General features: G+C 67.7%; 12 protein-coding genes. 8 read left to right on the top strand and 4 right to left on the bottom strand.

Annotation, left to right across the window (positions count from 1 at the left end; all coding sequences use genetic code 11):
• Positions 1 to 79 precede the first annotated feature (79 nt).
• Entirely contained in the window at positions 80 to 1,639 is a 1,560-nt protein-coding gene (locus M3I53_RS31705; protein WP_254319769.1) for a methyl-accepting chemotaxis protein, read from the top strand.
• Between the two features lie 83 nt (positions 1,640 to 1,722).
• Here M3I53_RS31705 and M3I53_RS31700 read toward each other — a convergent pair whose 3' ends face one another.
• The gene (locus M3I53_RS31700) at positions 1,723 to 2,808 is read right to left on the bottom strand and encodes an AGE family epimerase/isomerase (protein WP_254319768.1); all 1,086 of its coding nucleotides are present in this window, start codon (positions 2,806 to 2,808) and stop codon (positions 1,723 to 1,725) included.
• 377 nt (positions 2,809 to 3,185) lie between these two features.
• Between M3I53_RS31700 and M3I53_RS31695 the strand changes: the two genes are divergently transcribed.
• The 6 genes from M3I53_RS31695 to M3I53_RS31670 all read left to right on the top strand — a co-directional run bounded on the left by M3I53_RS31695 (position 3,186) and on the right by M3I53_RS31670 (position 9,813).
• Positions 3,186 to 4,019, top strand: coding sequence for a hypothetical protein (locus M3I53_RS31695; protein ID WP_254319767.1), 834 nt, complete (start codon positions 3,186 to 3,188; stop codon positions 4,017 to 4,019).
• A 196-nt stretch (positions 4,020 to 4,215) separates the two neighbouring features.
• On the top strand, positions 4,216 to 4,371 hold the full coding sequence (locus tag M3I53_RS31690; RefSeq protein ID WP_165822904.1) for a hypothetical protein: 156 nt from the start codon (positions 4,216 to 4,218) through the stop codon (positions 4,369 to 4,371).
• Positions 4,372 to 4,580: 209 nt separating this feature from the next.
• Complete coding sequence (locus M3I53_RS31685; RefSeq protein ID WP_254319766.1) at positions 4,581 to 5,195, top strand: flavin reductase family protein; 615 nt, start codon at positions 4,581 to 4,583, stop codon at positions 5,193 to 5,195.
• A gap of 106 nt (positions 5,196 to 5,301) precedes the next feature.
• Positions 5,302 to 5,598, top strand: coding sequence for a hypothetical protein (locus M3I53_RS31680; RefSeq protein WP_254319765.1), 297 nt, complete (start codon positions 5,302 to 5,304; stop codon positions 5,596 to 5,598).
• Positions 5,599 to 5,869: 271 nt separating this feature from the next.
• Positions 5,870 to 7,063: a porin gene (locus M3I53_RS31675; protein ID WP_254319764.1), complete on the top strand. Its 1,194-nt coding sequence runs from the start codon at positions 5,870 to 5,872 to the stop codon at positions 7,061 to 7,063.
• A 227-nt stretch (positions 7,064 to 7,290) separates the two neighbouring features.
• A complete protein-coding gene (locus tag M3I53_RS31670) occupies positions 7,291 to 9,813 on the top strand; it encodes a penicillin-binding protein 1A (RefSeq protein ID WP_254319763.1) in 2,523 nt (840 codons plus the stop codon).
• A 21-nt stretch (positions 9,814 to 9,834) separates the two neighbouring features.
• Here the strand turns inward: M3I53_RS31670 and M3I53_RS31665 are convergent, their stop codons facing one another.
• The 3 genes from M3I53_RS31665 to M3I53_RS31655 all read right to left on the bottom strand — a co-directional run bounded on the left by M3I53_RS31665 (position 9,835) and on the right by M3I53_RS31655 (position 15,924).
• The gene (locus M3I53_RS31665) at positions 9,835 to 10,956 is read right to left on the bottom strand and encodes an acyltransferase (RefSeq protein ID WP_254319762.1); all 1,122 of its coding nucleotides are present in this window, start codon (positions 10,954 to 10,956) and stop codon (positions 9,835 to 9,837) included.
• A gap of 204 nt (positions 10,957 to 11,160) precedes the next feature.
• Positions 11,161 to 13,167 carry a methyl-accepting chemotaxis protein gene (locus tag M3I53_RS31660; RefSeq protein ID WP_254319761.1) on the bottom strand — a complete coding sequence of 669 codons (2,007 nt, stop codon included), beginning with the start codon at positions 13,165 to 13,167 and terminating at the stop codon, positions 11,161 to 11,163.
• 267 nt (positions 13,168 to 13,434) lie between these two features.
• A complete protein-coding gene (locus M3I53_RS31655; RefSeq protein ID WP_254319760.1) occupies positions 13,435 to 15,924 on the bottom strand; it encodes a heavy metal translocating P-type ATPase in 2,490 nt (829 codons plus the stop codon).
• A gap of 305 nt (positions 15,925 to 16,229) precedes the next feature.
• On the opposite strand from M3I53_RS31655, the gene M3I53_RS31650 reads away from it, so the two are divergent.
• Complete coding sequence (locus tag M3I53_RS31650) at positions 16,230 to 17,684, top strand: DUF1254 domain-containing protein (RefSeq protein ID WP_254319759.1); 1,455 nt, start codon at positions 16,230 to 16,232, stop codon at positions 17,682 to 17,684.
• The last annotated feature ends 213 nt before the right edge of the window (positions 17,685 to 17,897 follow it).

The raw sequence follows: 17,897 nt of genomic DNA, 5'->3' as shown, positions 1-17,897 counted from the left end.
CGTGGCCGTAAACGCAGTGCGGACCCGAGCGATCACATGCTCGCGTTTCACTCATTCACTGCCATCCCAGGTGTCCCCGATGTTCAGCAAGATCAAGGTCGCATCCGGCCTGTTGTGTGTCCTCGTCGCGTTCTGTGTACTGCAGCTCGTGACCGCAGGACTTGGTTACTGGTCGCTTACGCGCACGCACGACGACGTGGCGGACCTCTCGAAAGTGGCGTTGCGGCAGGCGAGCGCCGCCAACGTCATCACCCAGCAGTTGATGGACGCCCGTATCAATCTCTCGCGCGCGGGCACGCGCATGGTCCGCGGCGGAACGGTGCCGACCGATATGGTCAATCACGCGCGCGACCAACTGGCCGCCGCCGACACCACGTTCGCGGCGCTCATGGCCGTGCCGCCGATCAACGACGACAATCGCGCGCGCGTCGCCGCGCTCGGCGAGCGCTATCAGGTGTACCGCAAGGCGCTCGGCGAACTGATCGACGACCTCAACGGCAACAATCTGCAGGCCTTCCTCGACCAGCCGACGCAGTCGTACCAAGACGCCTATCTCGCGGAGCTGCACGCTTTCACGCAGTTCAACGCCGCGGCGAGCCGCGCGTCGCTCGATTCGATCGACTCGCGCCTCGCACTCTTCCAGGGCGTGGGCATCGTCATCCTGCTGCTGCTGGTCGCGCTCGCGACCGGCGTGCACCTGGCGCTGCGCCGGGGCGTGGTGGCGCCGCTCGAGGAAGCGGGCCGCCATTTCGAGCGCATCGCGCGCGGGCGCCTCGACGAGCGTATCGCCGCGCGCGGCGAGAACGAGATCGGCCGGCTGTTCCAGGGCCTTGCGCTGATGCAGGCGAGCCTCGCGCGCACGGTCCACACCGTGCGCGAAACGGCGGGCTCGATCAACGTGGGCGCCGACGAGATCGCCACCGGCAACGCCGATCTGTCGGCGCGCACCGAATCGCAGGCGGCGTCGCTCGAGCAGACGGCGGCGAGCATGGAGGAACTGACGGGCACCGTGCGCAACACGGCCGAGAACGCGCGCGAGGCGAACGCGCTGGCCGAGGCGGCGCTCGACGCGACCGCGCGCGGCGGCGCCGTGGTGGGCGAGGTGGTGGAGCGCATGCGCGGCATTGCGCAAAGCTCGGACAAGATCGCGGAGATCATCGGCGTGATAGACGGCATCGCGTTCCAGACCAACATTCTGGCGCTCAACGCGGCCGTGGAAGCGGCGCGCGCGGGCGAGCAGGGCCGCGGTTTCGCGGTCGTGGCGGGCGAAGTGCGCGGGCTCGCGCAGCGCAGCGCGCAGTCGGCCAAGGAGATCAAGACGCTGATCAGCGAGTCGGTGTCGCAGATCCGCGGCGGTTCGGAGCTGGTGGAGCGCGCGGGCGAGTCGATGCGCGAGGTGTCGAACTCGATCTCGCGGGCCACGCAGATGATGGCGGGGATCAGCGCCTCGTCGCTCGAGCAGAGCACGGGCATTGATCAGGTGAATCAGGCCGTCTCGCAGATGGACCAGATGACCCAGCAGAACGCGGCGCTCGTCGAAGAGGCCGCGGCTGCCGCGGCCTCGCTGCATCAGCAGACGCACCAGCTTTCCGAGGCCGTGGCGGCGTTCGAGATTTCGCCGGCGGTGCTGGCGGCCTGAATGGCTTGAACTGCCGGAGTGGCTCTATCGCTCCGGCAGGCGGGCTCGCGCCCGCCCGCGTCGGCGCTTTGCTTCGTTGCGCCTCAGACGCCCATGCCCTGGTAGGCCGTCAAGAGGTGATACGGCGTCGTGGACGGCATGTCCGCGCGCGCCACGTCACCGTTTGCGCTGCGGCATTCCACCCAGCCCTGCGGCGTGAGAAAGCGCGGCGCGAAGCGCCCGATCTGCGGCGCGAGCGCGGCGCGCACCGCGGCGTCGCCGTGCGTGGCGAGCGCGCGCAAGTATTCCGTTTGCGCCCAGATACGCTGCGTCGCATCAATCACCTGGCCATGCTCGTCGAGCGCGGCCGCCACGGCTCCCGTTTCCGGGTCGACGCCGTGCTTCTGTGCAAAGACGAAGGCGCGCGCGAGCGCTTCGTCCAGTCCCGACGCGCCCAGCCGGGCGCCCGCCCGCGTTGCCAGCCAGAACCATTCGAACTGATGACCGGGCTCGAGGCGGTTGTCCGCCGCGCCGACCGGCAATTCGGCGATGCAGCCCGTCGGCGCGTGCAGGAAGCCGCGCGCGAGGGCCTCGACGAGACGCGTGATCGCCGTGTCGAACGCGCTGTCGCCGGTCGCCTCGCTCGCCGCGAGCCAGGCTTCGGTGAGGTGCATGAGCGGATTCTGCAGCGGGCCGCCGGTGACGCTCGCAAAGGAAGCGTCGTGCGCCGCGTTGAGCAGGCCGTCGCGGGCCGCGAAGCGGTCGACGATCAGCGAGGACGTATCGCGTGCGACGTCGAGCGCCTCGGCCGCGCCGAAGCGCTGGCCGTAGGCCGCGGTTGCGAACACCACGAAGGCGTGCGTGTAGAGGTCCTTGGTGGTGGCGAGCGGCGCGCCCGCTGCGTCGACGCTATAGAACCATCCGCCGTGCTGCGGGTCCCGAAAAGTGTGGCGCAGCGTTTCGAAGAGCGTCTGCGCGTGCGCGGCGTCGCCGGCCTGGGAGAAAACGAAGAGCTGGCGGGCGCAGGCCATCGCGCGGTAGCGCGTGACAGGCAGCGGGGTCGCGCCGGCCGCATCGAGTGCCTCGTAGGGCAGGCGCAGTTCGGCATTGAAGCCCGGGCCGCGCCACATCGGCAGGACGACGCGGTCGAAATGCTCGCGCAGGCTCACTGCGCTCGTAGGTGTGTTCATGGCGAAAAGGTGCGGCGGAGCGCGTCACTTCAAAGATCGATGCCGGCGATTGTACGCATTCGCAAACTTCGCGGGACATTCCAGGCGGCGCAGCGCGCTCGCCCACGACAGCGCACCGGGTTGACCTGCGCGGGACGTTGGGTCGATGCCGGCTGGGTATGTCGGGGCAGAGCCCCCTGGCCGCGCGTTCCGGCATGCGACAATGCGCGTTCGAACCAGAACACGAGGACGTCGCCAAGCGGCCGTGACCGGCCCGCGCGCGACGCGAACCGCATCGCTGACCCATGGCTGATTACGCAGACACCGCATCCTTGAGCTCTTCGCATCCCGAACGCAACGCGCCGTGGCAGCCCCGCCCGATATCTGCGTCGTCCGACGTGACTGAATCCCCGCTTGCTGTCGAATCCGATAGTCCGCACGCGCTTGCCGGCGAGGGACTCGCCGCCGTTGCCGAAGTGGATGCCGCCGTGCGTCAGGGCACGCTGAGCGGCTTCGAAAGCCCCGAGTCGGGTCAAGCGGTGGCAGCGCCCGTCGACGAAGCCAGCGCGACGAGCCCTGTTGCGGCTGCAACGACTGCGCGCCGGCCGCCGCGGGCGAAACGTGCCGCGGCGCCTGCCGTGGCCGAAACGGCGGCGCCGGGCGTCGCAGAGGTGCGGGACTCGGCTGGCGCAGCCGTCGCCGAGCCGTCGTTTGCCGCAGAACCTGCTGAGCGCGTGGAACCCACTGGGTTCGCGTCCGAAGCGGCTCCGGCGGCCACCGAGCCGGATGCGCTGACGCCGCGCCTCGACGCGCTCCAGGGCGCGCTCGCCGAGCAGCGCCGCATGGCGCTCGCCTCGTCGCGGCAACAGAAGTGGGTGCTCGCCGCCGCTACGATGGCGGTGCTCGCATCGGCCGGTTTCGGGATCGCGCAGTCGATGCGGCTCGACAGCCTCGCAAACGAATCCCGCGCCGACGAGGCGCGCCTCGAGCAGTTCATCCTGAAGCAGCAGGCCACGCTCGACGACCTCGCTCAGCGCGTTGCCGCGCAAACCGCCGCTGCCGCCACGGCGACTGCTGCCGCTACCGCTGCCGCGGAAACCCCGGCGGCGGCCCCCGCACGCCTGTCGCCCCGGGCCGCGCCCGCCAAGGCATCGCCCGCCCCCGCGCACCGTGCAGCGGCGCATGCCACGCATGCGCCTCACGCGAAAAGCGCTCAGAAAACCACGCGCTGACCCGCTTCGGGCCGCGATCGCCTATATCCGAAATCTCGATGCGTTGTATTGATGCAACGCATCGAGCGCGCTCGACCCCGTGCGACGGCACGCCGCAGCTTTTTTGCTGCGCTGCACTAGCGTTGCCCTAGGGAAAACCCTATAATCCGTTCTGTCTTAGGGAAAACCCTGAATTGCAGCCTAACTGGGAGTCGCCATGAGCTTCATCTTTGCCCTGTTCCAAAAGGTAAGCGACCTCTTCGCGTCGCCGTATCTGCCGATGGATTCGGAATACTCGTACGAAGCGCGCCACCGCGAAGCCGAGCGCGTTCGCCGCTCGCACTACATGCCGTTCGGCATGCCGCGTGACTGATCGAAGCTGAAGCGCTTCGGGCGGCGCGCGCCGTCCAACGCGTTTCTCCGGTCAGACCGCCAGGTCTTCAGGCAAGGCCGGCTCTCGCAAGAGAGCCGGCCTTGCTGCGTCTGGGGCGGCTGCAAGCCGAAGCCGCTTCGCCTGGCGTGACGACAGCCGCGCGCGGCTCGTGTCATAGTGGTGCCGCTTCGAAATCGCTGAGCCACATCATGTCCAATACCTACTTCTACGACCCCGCCCAAGGTCATGGGCTGCCGCACGATCCGTTCAAGGCGATCGTCGCGCCGCGCGTGATCGGCTGGATCTCCAGCCGCGCGAAAAGCGGCGTACTCAATCTTGCGCCCTACAGCTTCTTCGGCGCATTCGCCACGTTTCCGCCGATCATCGGGTTCTGCAGCGAAGGCCGCAAGGACAGCGTCAGCAACATCGAAGAGACCGGTGAATTCGTCTGGAATCTCACGTCGAAGGCGCTGGCTCCGCAGATGAACCGCACCTCCGCGCCGGTTGCCGCAGACGTCGACGAATTCGCGCTCGCGGGCCTCACGGCCGCGCCGGGCCGCAGCGTGTCGGTGCCGCACGTGGCCGAGTCGCCGGCCGCGCTCGAGTGCAAGCTGCTGAAGGTCGTGCGGCTCAACACGCTCGATGGCGCGCCCATGGACAACTGGCTCGCGCTCGGGCAGGTAGTGGGTGTGCACATTCGCGAGGAATTTTTGAAGGACGGCCTGTTCGACACGCACGCTGCCCAGCCCGTCATGCGCGCGGGCTATCGCGCCGACTACGCGCAGATCGGCGAGATGTTCCAGATGGTGCGGCCGAGCGCGTAAGCCGCTGCGGGCGTGCGCTTCGGGATGAACGGGTCGCGGCGTTGCCGCGTCCTGCCCCGCCCGCCGATAATGGCCCGACACCGCGAAGCGCACAGGGAGGCAATCCATGCAATCTCCGACGGGATCGGTGGTGGCGCTCAGTTCTGCCGCCTCGACGATGTTTTCGATCGGCCTGATCGCGCTGGGCTACTGGGGGCTGCACGAGCCTTCGGCCTGGCGCATCGGCGACCGGGTGGTCGTCGGCATCGCGCTCGCGGGCTTCGCGTGCCTCGGCAGCGTGCCCTGGCTCGCCACTTCGCCCGCGAAGCCCAACGACGAGTCGCGCTTTCTGATGGCGCGCCGTGCCTTTCTTTGCGGTGCGGCCGCGGTGTGGGTGTCTATCGCGCTCTCGCTGGCGTTGTGACGCGCGCATCGAACGCGAGCAATTCACCCGCCTGTGACTGGCTACACCCATTGGGCCAGGGATTGCTGTTGCGGGCGTGCAACTCAAGCAACACATCAAGGCTCGTTATTGATTTCGCCGCACGCGCCCAAGGCCGCATCGCAGCGCAATTGCTGCAATTTTGTGAAAAATTATGCCAATCCCAGGAAGAAACCGTTCTTAGCGGGCCGGCTTTTGCGCTTCTAAACTAGCGCCGCGTTTCCTTCCATCTCAAGCAAACACGGGCTATCCCATGAAGAAAGTTTCCATTGCCGCTGCCGTTTGCGCAGCGTTTGCGGCGTCCGCTGCCCACGCGCAGAGCTCGGTCACCCTCTACGGCCTGGTCGACGCGGGCATCGCCTATACGAACAACGTTGCCACCACTCAGAATGGCCTGCCCGGCCACGGTAGCGGCCGCGTCGCACTTGCAAGCGGCAATATCAGCGGCAGCCGCTTCGGCCTGCGCGGTGCGGAAGATCTCGGCGGCGGTCTCAAGGCTATCTTCGTGCTCGAAAACGGCTTCAACGTCAACAACGGCGCGCTCGGCCAGGGTGGCCGCATGTTCGGTCGTCAAGCGTTTGTCGGGCTAAGCACCGATCAATACGGCACCCTCACGATGGGCCGCCAGTATGACTCGATGGTCGACTTCGTCGCGCCGCTGTCCGGCACGGCGGGCTCGTTCGGCGACGCGGGCTTCGCACACGTGTACGACAACGACAACCTGCAACATACTGTGCGCTTCAGCAACTCGGTGAAGTTCTCGAGTATCGACTACGCCGGCTTCAAATTCGGCGGCATGTACGCGTTCAGCAACAGCACCAGCTTCGCCGTCGATCGTGCGTACAGCGCAGGTGCGAGCTACAACAACGGCCCGCTGCGACTGGCAGCGGCCTACCTCCAGATCAACGGCTCGGCAGCAGCGAGCAACCCTTCGGGAGCAGTGAACCAGAGCGTTGCGGCTGACCCGAGCGAGTTCAAGTCGACCGCGGGCGGCGGCAACCTGACCGCGGATGTGCAGCGCACGGCCGGTGCAGGCATCGGCTATACGTTCGGCCCGGCGGCGGTCAACTTCGTCTACACGCACAGCCAGTATCAGAACACGTCCGCGTTCGGCCTGAACCCGGTGAGCGGTTCAACCCACTTCGACAACTATGAACTGAACGTCAAGTACGCACTCACGCCGGCGCTGTCTCTCGGCCTCATGGATACTTTCACGGACGGTCATCTGAACGGTGTGAGCAAGTCGAACTTCAGCTCCGATCCGAAGTGGAACCAGGTCAACGCGATTGCGCGTTACTCGCTGTCGAAGCGCACGGAAGTGTACGGTGAAGCGATGTACCAGCGCGCGATTGGCGGCAACAACGTCGCAGTGATGTACAACGCCGGCGGTTTCTCGGCGACGAGCAATCAGGTGATGGGCGCGGTCGGCATGCTGACCCGCTTCTAAGCGTCGACTAGAACCCCATCCTGTGGCTGTATGGGTGGATCGTTGCAGCAGGACTGCGAGGCAGTCGGTGGATCGCAGCCTGCTACAAGGTATGTCATTGGCCCGCCGCCTCGGCGGGCTTTTTTCCGGCGAGGGCGACCGGCGAGTTTGGTACGATTCACGCTTTGCCAGCCGACCCTACCTGCCGCGTGAAGCGTTACGTGCCGTTGATCCGCGATCGAATCGCGATGTCGTTGTCCCGCCTGAGGCCCGCCACCGCGCGGCTGGGCGGGTTTATTCGCCCGCTGGGGGTGCGTGCGCTCCATCATCTGCGGCATCCCACGCAGCGCGGCGTGCTCATGACGATTGGCGCGTTGCCGGCGCTCGTCGTGCTCTACGTGCTCGTGCTGATTCCGTTCACGCCGAGCATTGGCGACATCCGCAAGGCGCGGGTGGACGAACCGGCCCAGATTCTGTCCGCCGACGGCAAGGTGCTCGCCGAGTTCAAGCCCTCGAACCGCGAATGGGTGCCGCTCGCGCAGATCTCGCCGCACATGGTCGATGCGTTGATTTCCACCGAGGATCACCGCTTCTACGAGCACCACGGCATCGACTTCAAGCGCACGGCGGGCGCGGCGCTGCACACGTTCTCGGGCGAGCGCCAGGGAGGCTCGACCATTACGCAGCAACTCGCGCGTAATCTCTATCCCGATGAAATCGGCCGCGCACCCACGCTCACGCGCAAGATCAAGGAAGCGATCACGGCGTTCAAGATCGAGGCGGTGTATAGCAAGCAGCAGATTCTCGAGACGTATCTGAATACGGTGCCGTTCCTCTATAACGCCTACGGCATCGAGATGGCGGCGCGCACCTACTTCGGCGTTTCGGCGGATCAGCTCGATATCCTGCAAGCCGCGACGCTCACCGGCATGCTCAAGGGCAACGCCTACTACAACCCGGTGATCAACCCCGAGCGCGCGCTCGCGCGGCGCAACACCGTGCTCGGCCAGATGGTGAAGTACGGCAAGCTCAGCGAGGCGCAGTACGCCACGCTCTCGAAGAAGCCGCTGCGCCTCGACTTCGAGCGTCAGACCGAGCCGCCCGGCCCCGCGCCGCACTTCGCGCTGCAACTGCGCAAGTGGCTGATTTCCTGGGCCGACCGCAACGACTACAACATCTATTCGGATGGCCTCGTGGTGCGCACCACGATCGATTCGCGCCTCCAGCAGATGGCAACGGCCGCGCTGCGCCAGCACACGAACCAGCTCCAGGGCGTCGCCAACGCCGCATGGAGCGGACGCAACGGCTGCGTGGCCGGCAACGACCTGTTCGCGACGTTCATGCGCGAAACGCAGGACTACAAGAGCGCACGCGACGCCGGTGCGAACGACGCCGACGCGCTCAAGCAGCTCGCCCGCGACCGCACCTTCATGCGCAACCTCTGCAAGAGCAAGACCGCGGTGGAGGCGGGCTTCCTCGCCATCGACCCGCGCAACGGGCAGATCAAGGCGTGGGTAGGCAGCCGCGACTTCACCGACGAACCGTTCGACCACGTGCAGCAGGCGCGCCGTCAGCCGGGGTCGACGTTCAAGCCGTTCGTCTACGGCGCGGCCTACGCGGCGGGCGCGAAGCCGAGCGACACGTTCATCGACCAGCCGGTGGAGATTCCGCTGGCGGGCGGCGAAATCTGGAAGCCGACCGACGACGTGCCGCCGAGCAATCGCCCGATGACGCTGCGCGACGCGATCGCGTTCTCGCGCAACCGCATCACCGCGCAGCTCATGCAGACGGTGGGCCCGGACAAGGTCGCGCGGCTCGCGCGCGCGATGGGCGTGCGCGATAGCCAACTCGAGCCGGTGCCGTCGCTCGCGCTCGGCACGAGCCCGGTCACGTTGAAGGAGATGGTCTCCGCGTACAGCACCATCGCCAACGACGGCGAGTACCTCGAACCGCGCATGGTTACGAGTATCGAGGACCACAAGGGCAACGTGCTCGCGCAGTTCGAGAGCGCTTCGCCCGAGCGGGCGCTTTCGGCTGAGGCGGACCGCACGCTGCTCGACACGATGCGCGACGTCGTGAACCGCGGCACGGGCTCGGCCATCCGCACGCGCTTCGGCATTCGCGGCGACGTGGCGGGCAAGACCGGGACGACCCAGGGCAACACCGACGGCTGGTTCATCCTGATGGACCCGCAACTCGTGGCGGGCGCGTGGGTGGGCTTCGACGACGGCCGGGTGACGCTCGACGACTACTGGGGGCAGGGAGCGCGCAGCGCGTTGCCGATCGTCGGCGACTTCTTCCAGCGTGCGTTGCGCTCGCGCCTCGTCGATCCGCGTGCGCGCTTTAACACCGAGGTGAAGCCGGGCGCGTTCGAAACCTTCCGCGAGAACCTGCGGGCGTGGATGGTCAAGCTGTTGGGCAAGCACGAAGCGCCGCCCCCGGCCCCGCCGGCGCGGCATGCGCCGCCGCCGCGCGTGAGCGCACCGGCCCCTGCATCCGTGCCGGCTGCGGCTTCGGCGGCGGCGCCTGCGGAGGCATCGGCACCGTCTGCCGCTTCGGCGGCGGCTGCGGAATCGGCCGCGCGCGCGATCATGGGCCTGCCGCCGATCATCGGGCCGTCCAGCGCGCCGGCGGCGCAAGCTCCGCAGCCCTCATATCCGGCGCAGGCGCCGGCGCTCGCGCCGACCCCGACCCCGGACGAGGCGGACCCTGACACGCCGGGCGCGAGCGCGAGCTTCACGCCGCCCGTGGCCCAGCCGCAGGGGCAATGAGCGGCGGCGTGCGCGGCCGGCTCAGCGAGTCGCGCGCGCTTCTCCCGTGGCGGTAGCGACGGGGCGCGCGGCGTGCCGGGCGCCCAGGTGAGCGAGCAGCGCCCGGCGCACGGGCGCGTCGTAGTAGCGATTGGCAGCCCACGCAAGCAGCACGACGCCCGGCACGAACACCGCGGCGATGACCCGAGACGGATGGCTCAGTGTGTGTATGCGCGACACGAGGTCCTGCACGATGAATCCGAGCGGCACATGAAGAACATAGATGCCGTAGGAAACAAGGCCGGAAAACGTGAATAGCGGCAGCAGGCGCGCCGGTGGCTCTACACGGGACGCCGCCCAGACGATTCCAGGAAGAACCACCAGCGAGAGAAGCACGTCGATCGCGTTTTGATGCGCTGCTGGCCAGGGCATGCAGAGCAGTGCGATCACCAGCACGATGACCGCGATCGCCGCAAGATGTCTGCGCTCGCGGGCGGGGCGGCGGAATCTATAGAGCAGCAAGCCGGCGGGAAAGGCGTAGCCAAGGCGGGCGAAGCCCGAATCGAAGGTGTCCCACGCAACTCCGCCGCTAATGGAGGACGTGCAGGCCAGGTACACGAGACAGAGGGCGGACACGCACATGATAGCGACGAGCGTGCGCGTCGTTAGATCGCGAAAGAACACGCCGTAGGCAATGCTCGCCACCAACTCGAAGAAGAGCGACCAGGCCGGAAAGTCGAGCGGGTAAATATAATTCCAGACCGTCGGCCAGGGATAGAACGTAGGCAAGCCGACGTGTGACGGCAGCATCAGCACGCTTGCCGGCAGGGCCGAAGCGATCGCGCCCCAGTCCGATACGGGAAGGCGCAGCGCCATTGAGACGATACCGAGCGCGAGGCCGGCGAAGTAAAGCGGATACAGGCGAACCAGTCGCAGCTGAGTGTATTGGCGGCAACTCAAGGCGCCCGACGCGAGCTTGAAATCGTAAGCACGCCCAATGACAAAGCCGCTCATGGCGAAAAAGAGATCGACCGCCAGATAGCCGTGGTTGATGGCATGAACGTGGCACAGCATTGGAAAGTGTACGAAGACGACAAGCAGCGCCGCAGCGCCGCGCAGACCATCTAGCGTGGCGTATCTCGAACCCGACTGGGTACCCTGCATGTCTCGTTCCCCTTGCGATTTTCTTATCGTTTGTGCCCGCAAGGGTATCTGCCCCGGAGAAGGGGGTGTGTTCGCTAACTAGCATATCCCGTGGAAACCGCGCTCTGCGATTTCCGCCGACGCGGCGCGCGCTGGGGACAGACGCATTCGAGCGCGGTTTAACGCGTTAAGCCGCGTTACAGACCGCGCCGAAGCGTACGTGCCTTACTCGCGCACCTTGAACACGGAGACGAGTTCGGCGAGCGCCGCCGCATGATCGTTGAGCGCGGCGGCGGCGCGCTCGGCGTCGCCCACCAGCGCGGCGCTCTGCTGCGTCGCCGCGCCGATCTGCGAAACCGCGATATTGACCTGCTCGATGCCGCCCGACTGTTCGCGCGAGGCCACGCTGATCTCGCCGATGATCGAGCGCACTTCATCCACGCGCGAGACGATGCCGCGCATCGTCGTACTCGCTTCGCCGGCAATGCGGTAGCCCGCCTCGACCGTCGACGACGATTCGGCGATCAGCGCCGAGATTTCCTTCGCGGCCGCCGCGCTGCGCTGCGCGAGCGCGCGCACTTCGCTCGCGACCACCGCGAAGCCCTTGCCGTGCTCGCCTGCACGTGCCGCTTCCACGGCCGCGTTGAGCGCGAGGATGTTGGTCTGGAACGCGATGCCGTCGATCACGCCCGTGATCTCGGCGATCTTCTGCGATGCGCGGCTGATGTCGTTCATCGTTTCCACGACGCGGCTCACGGCGCGCCCGCCGTCGAGCGCGGCTTCGGCTGCGCTCGTCACCACGGTGTTGGCGCGCGTCGCGTGATCGGCGTTCTGCTGCACGGTCGAGGTGAGCTCTTCCATGCTCGCCGCCGTCTCCTCCAGGCTGCTCGCCTGGCTCGCGATGCGCGATGCGATCTCGCCGCTGCCTTGCGCAATGCGCGAAGTGTCCTCGCTCATCTGCGCCGTGGCGCTGCGCACCTGCGCGACGATCTGCGCGAGCCCCACGCCGATGCCGTCGATGGCGCGCGTGAGGCGGCCGATCTCGTCGGCACCCGCCGTGCCCGGCGTCTCCGATGCATTGCCGTGTCCGATGCCGTTGCGGCTGTCGCTGCCGATGCGCACGGTGAGGTCGCCCGCGGCGAGCTGGCCGGCGGCTTGCGCGGCGGCGTCGAGCGGCCGGCTAACGAGGCGACGCGCGGCGTAGATCGACAGCGCCGCGAACAGCGCGACCAGCACGAGGCCGATGGCCGCGAAACGGTCGCGCGTCGCGTTCACCTCGGCCATGATCTCGTCGCGCACGGCGACGCCGCCCACGAGCCATTGCCACTGCGGCACGCTCACGAACGAGACGAACTTCGCGCGCGCGTCGCCTTCTCCGCGCGTCGAGTCGGCGGAGGTGTAGTCGAGCGTGCCTTCGCGCGCCTCGAGCATGCGCGACCAGGGCGCGTCGGCGTCGTCGTAGTGTTTGCCGACGGCGCTCGGGTGGACGAGGAAGGTACCGCGCGTCGGGCCGTTCGAAGCGTCCATCACGAAGTAGTAGCCGCTCTCGCCGATCTTGAGCTTGGCGATCTCGCTCTTGAGCGCATCGATCTGCGCGCCCACGTCCACGCCGACGAACAGCGCACCGATCACGTGGCCGCTCGCATCGAGAATCGGCTTGTACTGCGTGATGTACTGCTTGCCGAACAACTGGGCGAGGCCGGTAAAGGTGCGGTTGGCCATCACCGGGCCATACGCCGGGCCCTTGCGGTCGAGGAGCGTGCCGATCGCGCGCGAGCCGTCCTGCTTCTTGAGCGACGTGGTCACGCGCACGAAGTCGTCGCCGCTGCGCGCGAAAATGGTGGCTATTTCGCCGCTGCGCGCGAGAAACTGGTCGGGGATCGTGAAGTCCAGGTTCAGCACGTGGTCGCCGGACTTGAAGACCGGCGTGGCCTTGCCGCCAATGTCGACCGTTTGCGTGGGATCGAGCGTGAAGGCGCCGGGCAGGAAGCTCTCGAAGAGCTGCATGGCGCGGTCGACTTCGGTTTCGAGCGCGCCGTTGATGAGCGAGATCGACGAGGCGACCGCCTGATCCTTTTCGGCAATGCGCGAGCGCACCTGGTGGCCGACCTGCGTCGCCGCCGAATGCGTGATCGCCCACGTGAAGGCGGCAAATATGGCTGCGACGAGCACGCACGATAGCAGGGCGAGGCGCACGCCGACGCTTGCGCGGCTTGATAAGCGTGAAAGCATGGATTCGGTTCCGAATAGAGCTGGTAAGGAAGGAACCGGCGCCTTCGAGGCGCTGGCATGACGCATTACGGCGCGCGCGAGCGATCCTTTAGGGGCAGGACTGAAAAAAGCTTACAGTCGCGTAAAGATTACCGACCGCGTATGCCAACTCGGCGCGCAGATAGTGGGATATTTCGGATTCGCAAATAACGTCGACAGATGGGAAAGGGCGCACGAAGCGCCCTTTCGTTATATTCCGTACGATACGTCGCGTCTTGAATTTCTGCGTTAGCGGCGGCCCCGCCACGTTCTGAGCAGGAGCGCGTTGGTCACGACGCTCACGCTGGAAAACGCCATGGCCGCGCCCGCGAGCATGGGGTTGAGCAGGCCGAAGGCGGCGAGCGGAATCCCGATCAGGTTGTAGAAGAACGCCCAGAACAGGTTCTGCTGGATCTTGCGCCACGTGCGCCGCGAAATATCGATTGCGGCGGCAACGAGCGCGGGGTCGCCGCGCATGAGCGTGATGCCTGCCGCGTGCATGGCGACGTCGGTGCCCGTCGCCATGGCGATGCCGATGTCGGCGGCGGCTAGCGCCGGAGCGTCGTTGATGCCGTCGCCGGCCATCGCGACGATGCCGCCGCTCCTGATCTTGAGGTCGCGGATCGTGCGCGCCTTGTCGTCGGGCAGCACCTGCGCATGGACTTCGCCGATGCCGAGCTGCGCGGCCACGGCCGCCGCGCTGCCCGCGTTGTCGCCGGTCACTAGCACGCTGCGGATGCCCATCGCCTCGAGGTTCGCAATGGCTTCGCGCGCCGTGGGCTTCACGGTGTCGCCGAAAGCGAGGAGGGCGAGCACCCCGCCGTGCGGCTCGAATAGCCACGACACCGTATTGCCGGCCTCTTCGAGCGAACGCGCGCGGGCCGAGAGCGTGGGCGGTACGGCGAGCGTCAGTTCGTCGAGCCAGCGGCCGCTGCCGATGGCGAGGCGCCGGCCGTTCACTTCGGCCTCCACGCCGCGCCCGGGCACCGCGCGCGCATGGGCGGCGACAGCCAAGGCGCCCGGCGCCTGGGCATTTGCTTGCGCTTTTGTCTGTGCTTCGTACGCCAGCACCACGGCTTTCGCGAGCGGGTGTTCGCTTTGCCGCTGCACGGCGGCGGCGAGCGCGAGCGCCTCGCCGCGCTCGAGGCCCTCGGCCGCTTCGAACGCGGTGAGCGAGGGCTGGCCGAGCGTGAGCGTGCCGGTCTTGTCGAAGGCGACCACGCTCACGTTATGGGCGGTCTCCAATGCTTCGGCGTCCTTGATGAGCACGCCGTGGCGCGCGGCCACGCCGGTCCCGGCCATGATCGCGGCGGGCGTCGCGAGGCCGAGCGCGCACGGGCAGGCGATCACGAGCACGGCTACGGCATTGAGGATCGCCGTTTCGGCGCTCGCGCCCGCGAACAGCCAGCCGCCCAGCGTGATGGCCGCGATAACGAGAATCGCGGGGACGAACACAGCGCTCACCCGGTCGACGAGACGCTGGATCGGCGCCTTTTCGGCCTGCGCGCTTTCCACGAGGCGAATGATCCGCGCAAGCGTGGTTTCCGCGCCGATGGCCGTGGTGCGCACGGCGATCGCGCCTTCGCCGTTGATGGAGCCGGCCGTGACGGGATCGTCAGGCGCTTTCGGCACCGGCAGGCTTTCGCCCGTGATGAGCGATTCATCGATGTGGCTGCGGCCTTCGAGCACGACGCCGTCCACGGGCAGGCGCTCCCCGGGGCGCACGACCACCACGGTGCCCACGCGCACCTGGGCGAGCGGGACTTCGCGCTCCTCTGCGATGACGCCATTTGCGCCATCGAAGCGGATGCGCGCGCGATCGGGCCGCAGCGCGTTGAGAGCGCGGATCGCGTCGGTGGTCTGGCGCTTCGCGCGCGCTTCGAGCCACTTGCCGAAGCGCACGAGCGTGATGACCACCGCCGAGGCCTCGAAATACAGATGGGCCATGTCGCCGGGGTGCGCGAGCATCGCATAGACACTCACGCCATACGCGGCCGAAGTGCCGAGCGCGACCAGCAGATCCATGTTGCCCGCGCCGGCGCGCACGGCCTTCCACGCGGCGCGGTAGAAGCGTGCGCCGAACACGAACTGCACGGCACTCGCGAGCGCCAGCTGTGCCGCTGCGGGCAGCATCCAGCCTAAGCCGAGCCAGTGGCCGAACATCGGCAGCATGAGCGGGGCGCTGAGCACGGCCGAAATCAGCACGGCGCGCCATTCGCGGCGCGCCTCGTCGCTGGCGGCGGCGCTTTTCGCCGGGGCAGACGTGTCTTCGTCAGCGGCGAGCGGCGTGGCTTCGTAGCCGGCCTTCTTGACGGCGGCGACGAGCAGGTCCTGCAATTCGCCCGTGAGCGGCGAGCGCGTGTTGACGGTGGCCTGCTCAGTGGCGAGGTTCACGCTCACGCCAGCCACGCCGGGTACGCGCCCGAGTGCCTTCTCGACGCGGTTCGCGCACGACGCGCAAGTCATCCCGCCGATGGCGAATGTGGCGGCTTCCGTGGCGACGGGCACGGCTTCGTAGCCGGCCTTTTCGACAGCGGCGACGAGCGCGGCGGGCGCGACGCCGCCGCTGGCCTCGACGGTGGCCTTTTCGGTGGCGAGGTTGACCGAGGCGCGCGTGACGCCCGGCACCTTGGCAAGCGCTTTCTCGACGCGCATGGCGCACGAGGCGCAAGTCATGCCGTGGACTTCGAGTTCGGCCACGGCGGTATCGGTGCGTTCTGCAACGAGGGGTTCATTCATGATGGGGTGCGAGCACTGGCTATCATCGATGTTACGCAGTATCTACGTTCCCATCATGGGAAGGTCAAGGGGCGTGACACTACGCCACTTTCGTTTCAGAGGGACGTGCTCGGAGCAAGCTCTCCGCCTGTAAGGCAATATTCCACGCCGCAGTCTTTTCAGGCCCATGCGCGAGCGATACGATACCAACCGGCGGCATTGGCGCCTTGCCGCGCGCAGACTACGGCCCTGGGGGGGCCCGCGCGCGGAGTGGCCAGCCGGTCGACGTCACTTCATGGACCGCCCGCACCGAATACAACCAACAAATGACAACAATACATCGAGCATTTTCTACGTACCGTAGCTGCTCTGCGCTTGCCTGCCTTGCCCTGATCGCCGGATGCGCCTCGGCGCCGGGCGACGTTGCGCCGAAGAGCAACGGCTGGATGAAGGACGAAGTCTCCGACTCCTATGTGTTTGGCTATCCGCTCGTGCTGATGGACGTTGCGCGCGAAGCGGCCACCGGCAGCGGGCCCGGCCAGGCCGCGCCGAACACGCTGCGCCACGCGCAGTCGCTGCCGCCCGTCGGGGCCTCGAGCCCGCTCGAACCCAACCTCGACACGCTGACTTCCAGCGGCTGGCTCGACGTTTCGAGCGAGCCGGTGCTCGTCACGCTGCCCGACACGCACGGCCGCTACATGGACGCGCGCGCGCTCGACATGTGGACGAACGTCGTCTGGTCGACGGGCGCCGCGCAGACCGGCGAACGTGTCAGCGGTCTGAAAGCGCAAACGATTGCATTTGTGCCGGCCGGCTGGAAGGGCACGCTGCCAGCGCGCGTGAAGCGCGTCGACGTGTCGACGCGCTACGTGTGGTTCCTCGCGCGCATCCAGACGCGCGGCGGCGGCGACCTCGCCGCTGTGCGGCGGCTGCAGCACGGCCTGCAGGTCACGGCGCTTTCCGAGTGGGACGAGCGCGGCGCGCGCGGCAAGGCCGGCGCTCGCGGCGGCCGCGGCAACGAGCCGACCGGTGCTACGCAGAGCGGCGATCCGGCGGCCCCGGGCACGCCGTCCGCGCAGGTCGCGGCGCTCGACGCGCACGGTTTCTTCGACCGGCTCGCCCAGGCGCTGGAAGACAACCCGCCCACGGCGGACGATGCGCACGCGCTCAAGATTCTCGGCGACATCGGCGTGCACCCGGGCGACCCGGCGCAGTTGCCCTCGGGCGCGAAGGACGCCGCAGTCGTCAAGGCGGGTCTCGCCGATGGCCGCACGCGCGCCGCGACGCCGCCGTCCAACCTGCTGGCGGGCAACGGCTGGCTCTGGGTAGGCGACGACGCGGGCAACTACGGCCCCGACTACTCGCTGCGCGCTTACGCGGCGTACACGTCGCCGGGTCTGCCGACGACCCGCGACGAAGTGCGCGCCCGTGTGAGCCAGGACAGCGACGGTCATGCGCTCAACGGCGCGAACCGCTACACGATCCACTTCACGGCGAAGCAGTTGCCGCCGGTGCGCGGATTCTGGTCGATCACGGCCTATACGACCGATGGCGCGCTCGATGCGGACGCGCCCGTGCGCGTGGCGTTCGGCGACCGCAGCGGCGCACGGCGCAACCGCGACGGCTCGCTCGACGTCCACGTGAGCGCCGAGCGGCCGCGCGGCGGCGCGAACTGGGTGCCGGCGCCGCATGGCGACTTCCGCCTCGTGATGCGCCTCTACGCGGCGAAGCCGCAAGCGACCGACGGCAGCTGGCAGCCGCCCGCCGTCGAGAGGCAGTAATCGCTGAACCGGGCTGAACGAAGCGTTGGCGGGGCGCTGTCCCGCCAACGTTTTTTTCGCGCCGCATAAGCTCGCTCAAGCGCGCCACGCCCGGCTTCTCCGCCCGCATTGTCATGCATCGCGCAACACGCGCGGCGCACATCACGCAATCGCCGGCCATCGCCTTTGCGCTGTTACTTCTTGTTGCGCAATACCTGCGCAGCGGGCGGCGTT

This window comes from Paraburkholderia sp. CNPSo 3272, assembly GCF_024206495.1.
GTDB lineage: Bacteria > Pseudomonadota > Gammaproteobacteria > Burkholderiales > Burkholderiaceae > Paraburkholderia.
Note: the sequence above shows the minus strand (reverse complement) of the source record. Positions and strands in the feature narration are given on the sequence as shown.

What these genes read in the sequence shown, in the direction of transcription:
- M3I53_RS31705 (WP_254319769.1), top strand. Translation starts at nt 80, where the DNA reads ATGTTCAGCAAGATCAAGGTCGCATCCGGCCTGTTGTGTGTCCTCGTC.
- M3I53_RS31700 (WP_254319768.1), bottom strand. Translation starts at nt 2,808, where the DNA reads ATGAACACACCTACGAGCGCAGTGAGCCTGCGCGAGCATTTCGACCGC.
- M3I53_RS31690 (WP_165822904.1), top strand. Translation starts at nt 4,216, where the DNA reads ATGAGCTTCATCTTTGCCCTGTTCCAAAAGGTAAGCGACCTCTTCGCG.
- M3I53_RS31685 (WP_254319766.1), top strand. Translation starts at nt 4,581, where the DNA reads ATGTCCAATACCTACTTCTACGACCCCGCCCAAGGTCATGGGCTGCCG.
- M3I53_RS31680 (WP_254319765.1), top strand. Translation starts at nt 5,302, where the DNA reads ATGCAATCTCCGACGGGATCGGTGGTGGCGCTCAGTTCTGCCGCCTCG.
- M3I53_RS31675 (WP_254319764.1), top strand. Translation starts at nt 5,870, where the DNA reads ATGAAGAAAGTTTCCATTGCCGCTGCCGTTTGCGCAGCGTTTGCGGCG.
- M3I53_RS31670 (WP_254319763.1), top strand. Translation starts at nt 7,291, where the DNA reads ATGTCGTTGTCCCGCCTGAGGCCCGCCACCGCGCGGCTGGGCGGGTTT.
- M3I53_RS31665 (WP_254319762.1), bottom strand. Translation starts at nt 10,956, where the DNA reads ATGCAGGGTACCCAGTCGGGTTCGAGATACGCCACGCTAGATGGTCTG.
- M3I53_RS31660 (WP_254319761.1), bottom strand. Translation starts at nt 13,167, where the DNA reads ATGCTTTCACGCTTATCAAGCCGCGCAAGCGTCGGCGTGCGCCTCGCC.
- M3I53_RS31655 (WP_254319760.1), bottom strand. Translation starts at nt 15,924, where the DNA reads ATGAATGAACCCCTCGTTGCAGAACGCACCGATACCGCCGTGGCCGAA.
- M3I53_RS31650 (WP_254319759.1), top strand. Translation starts at nt 16,230, where the DNA reads ATGACAACAATACATCGAGCATTTTCTACGTACCGTAGCTGCTCTGCG.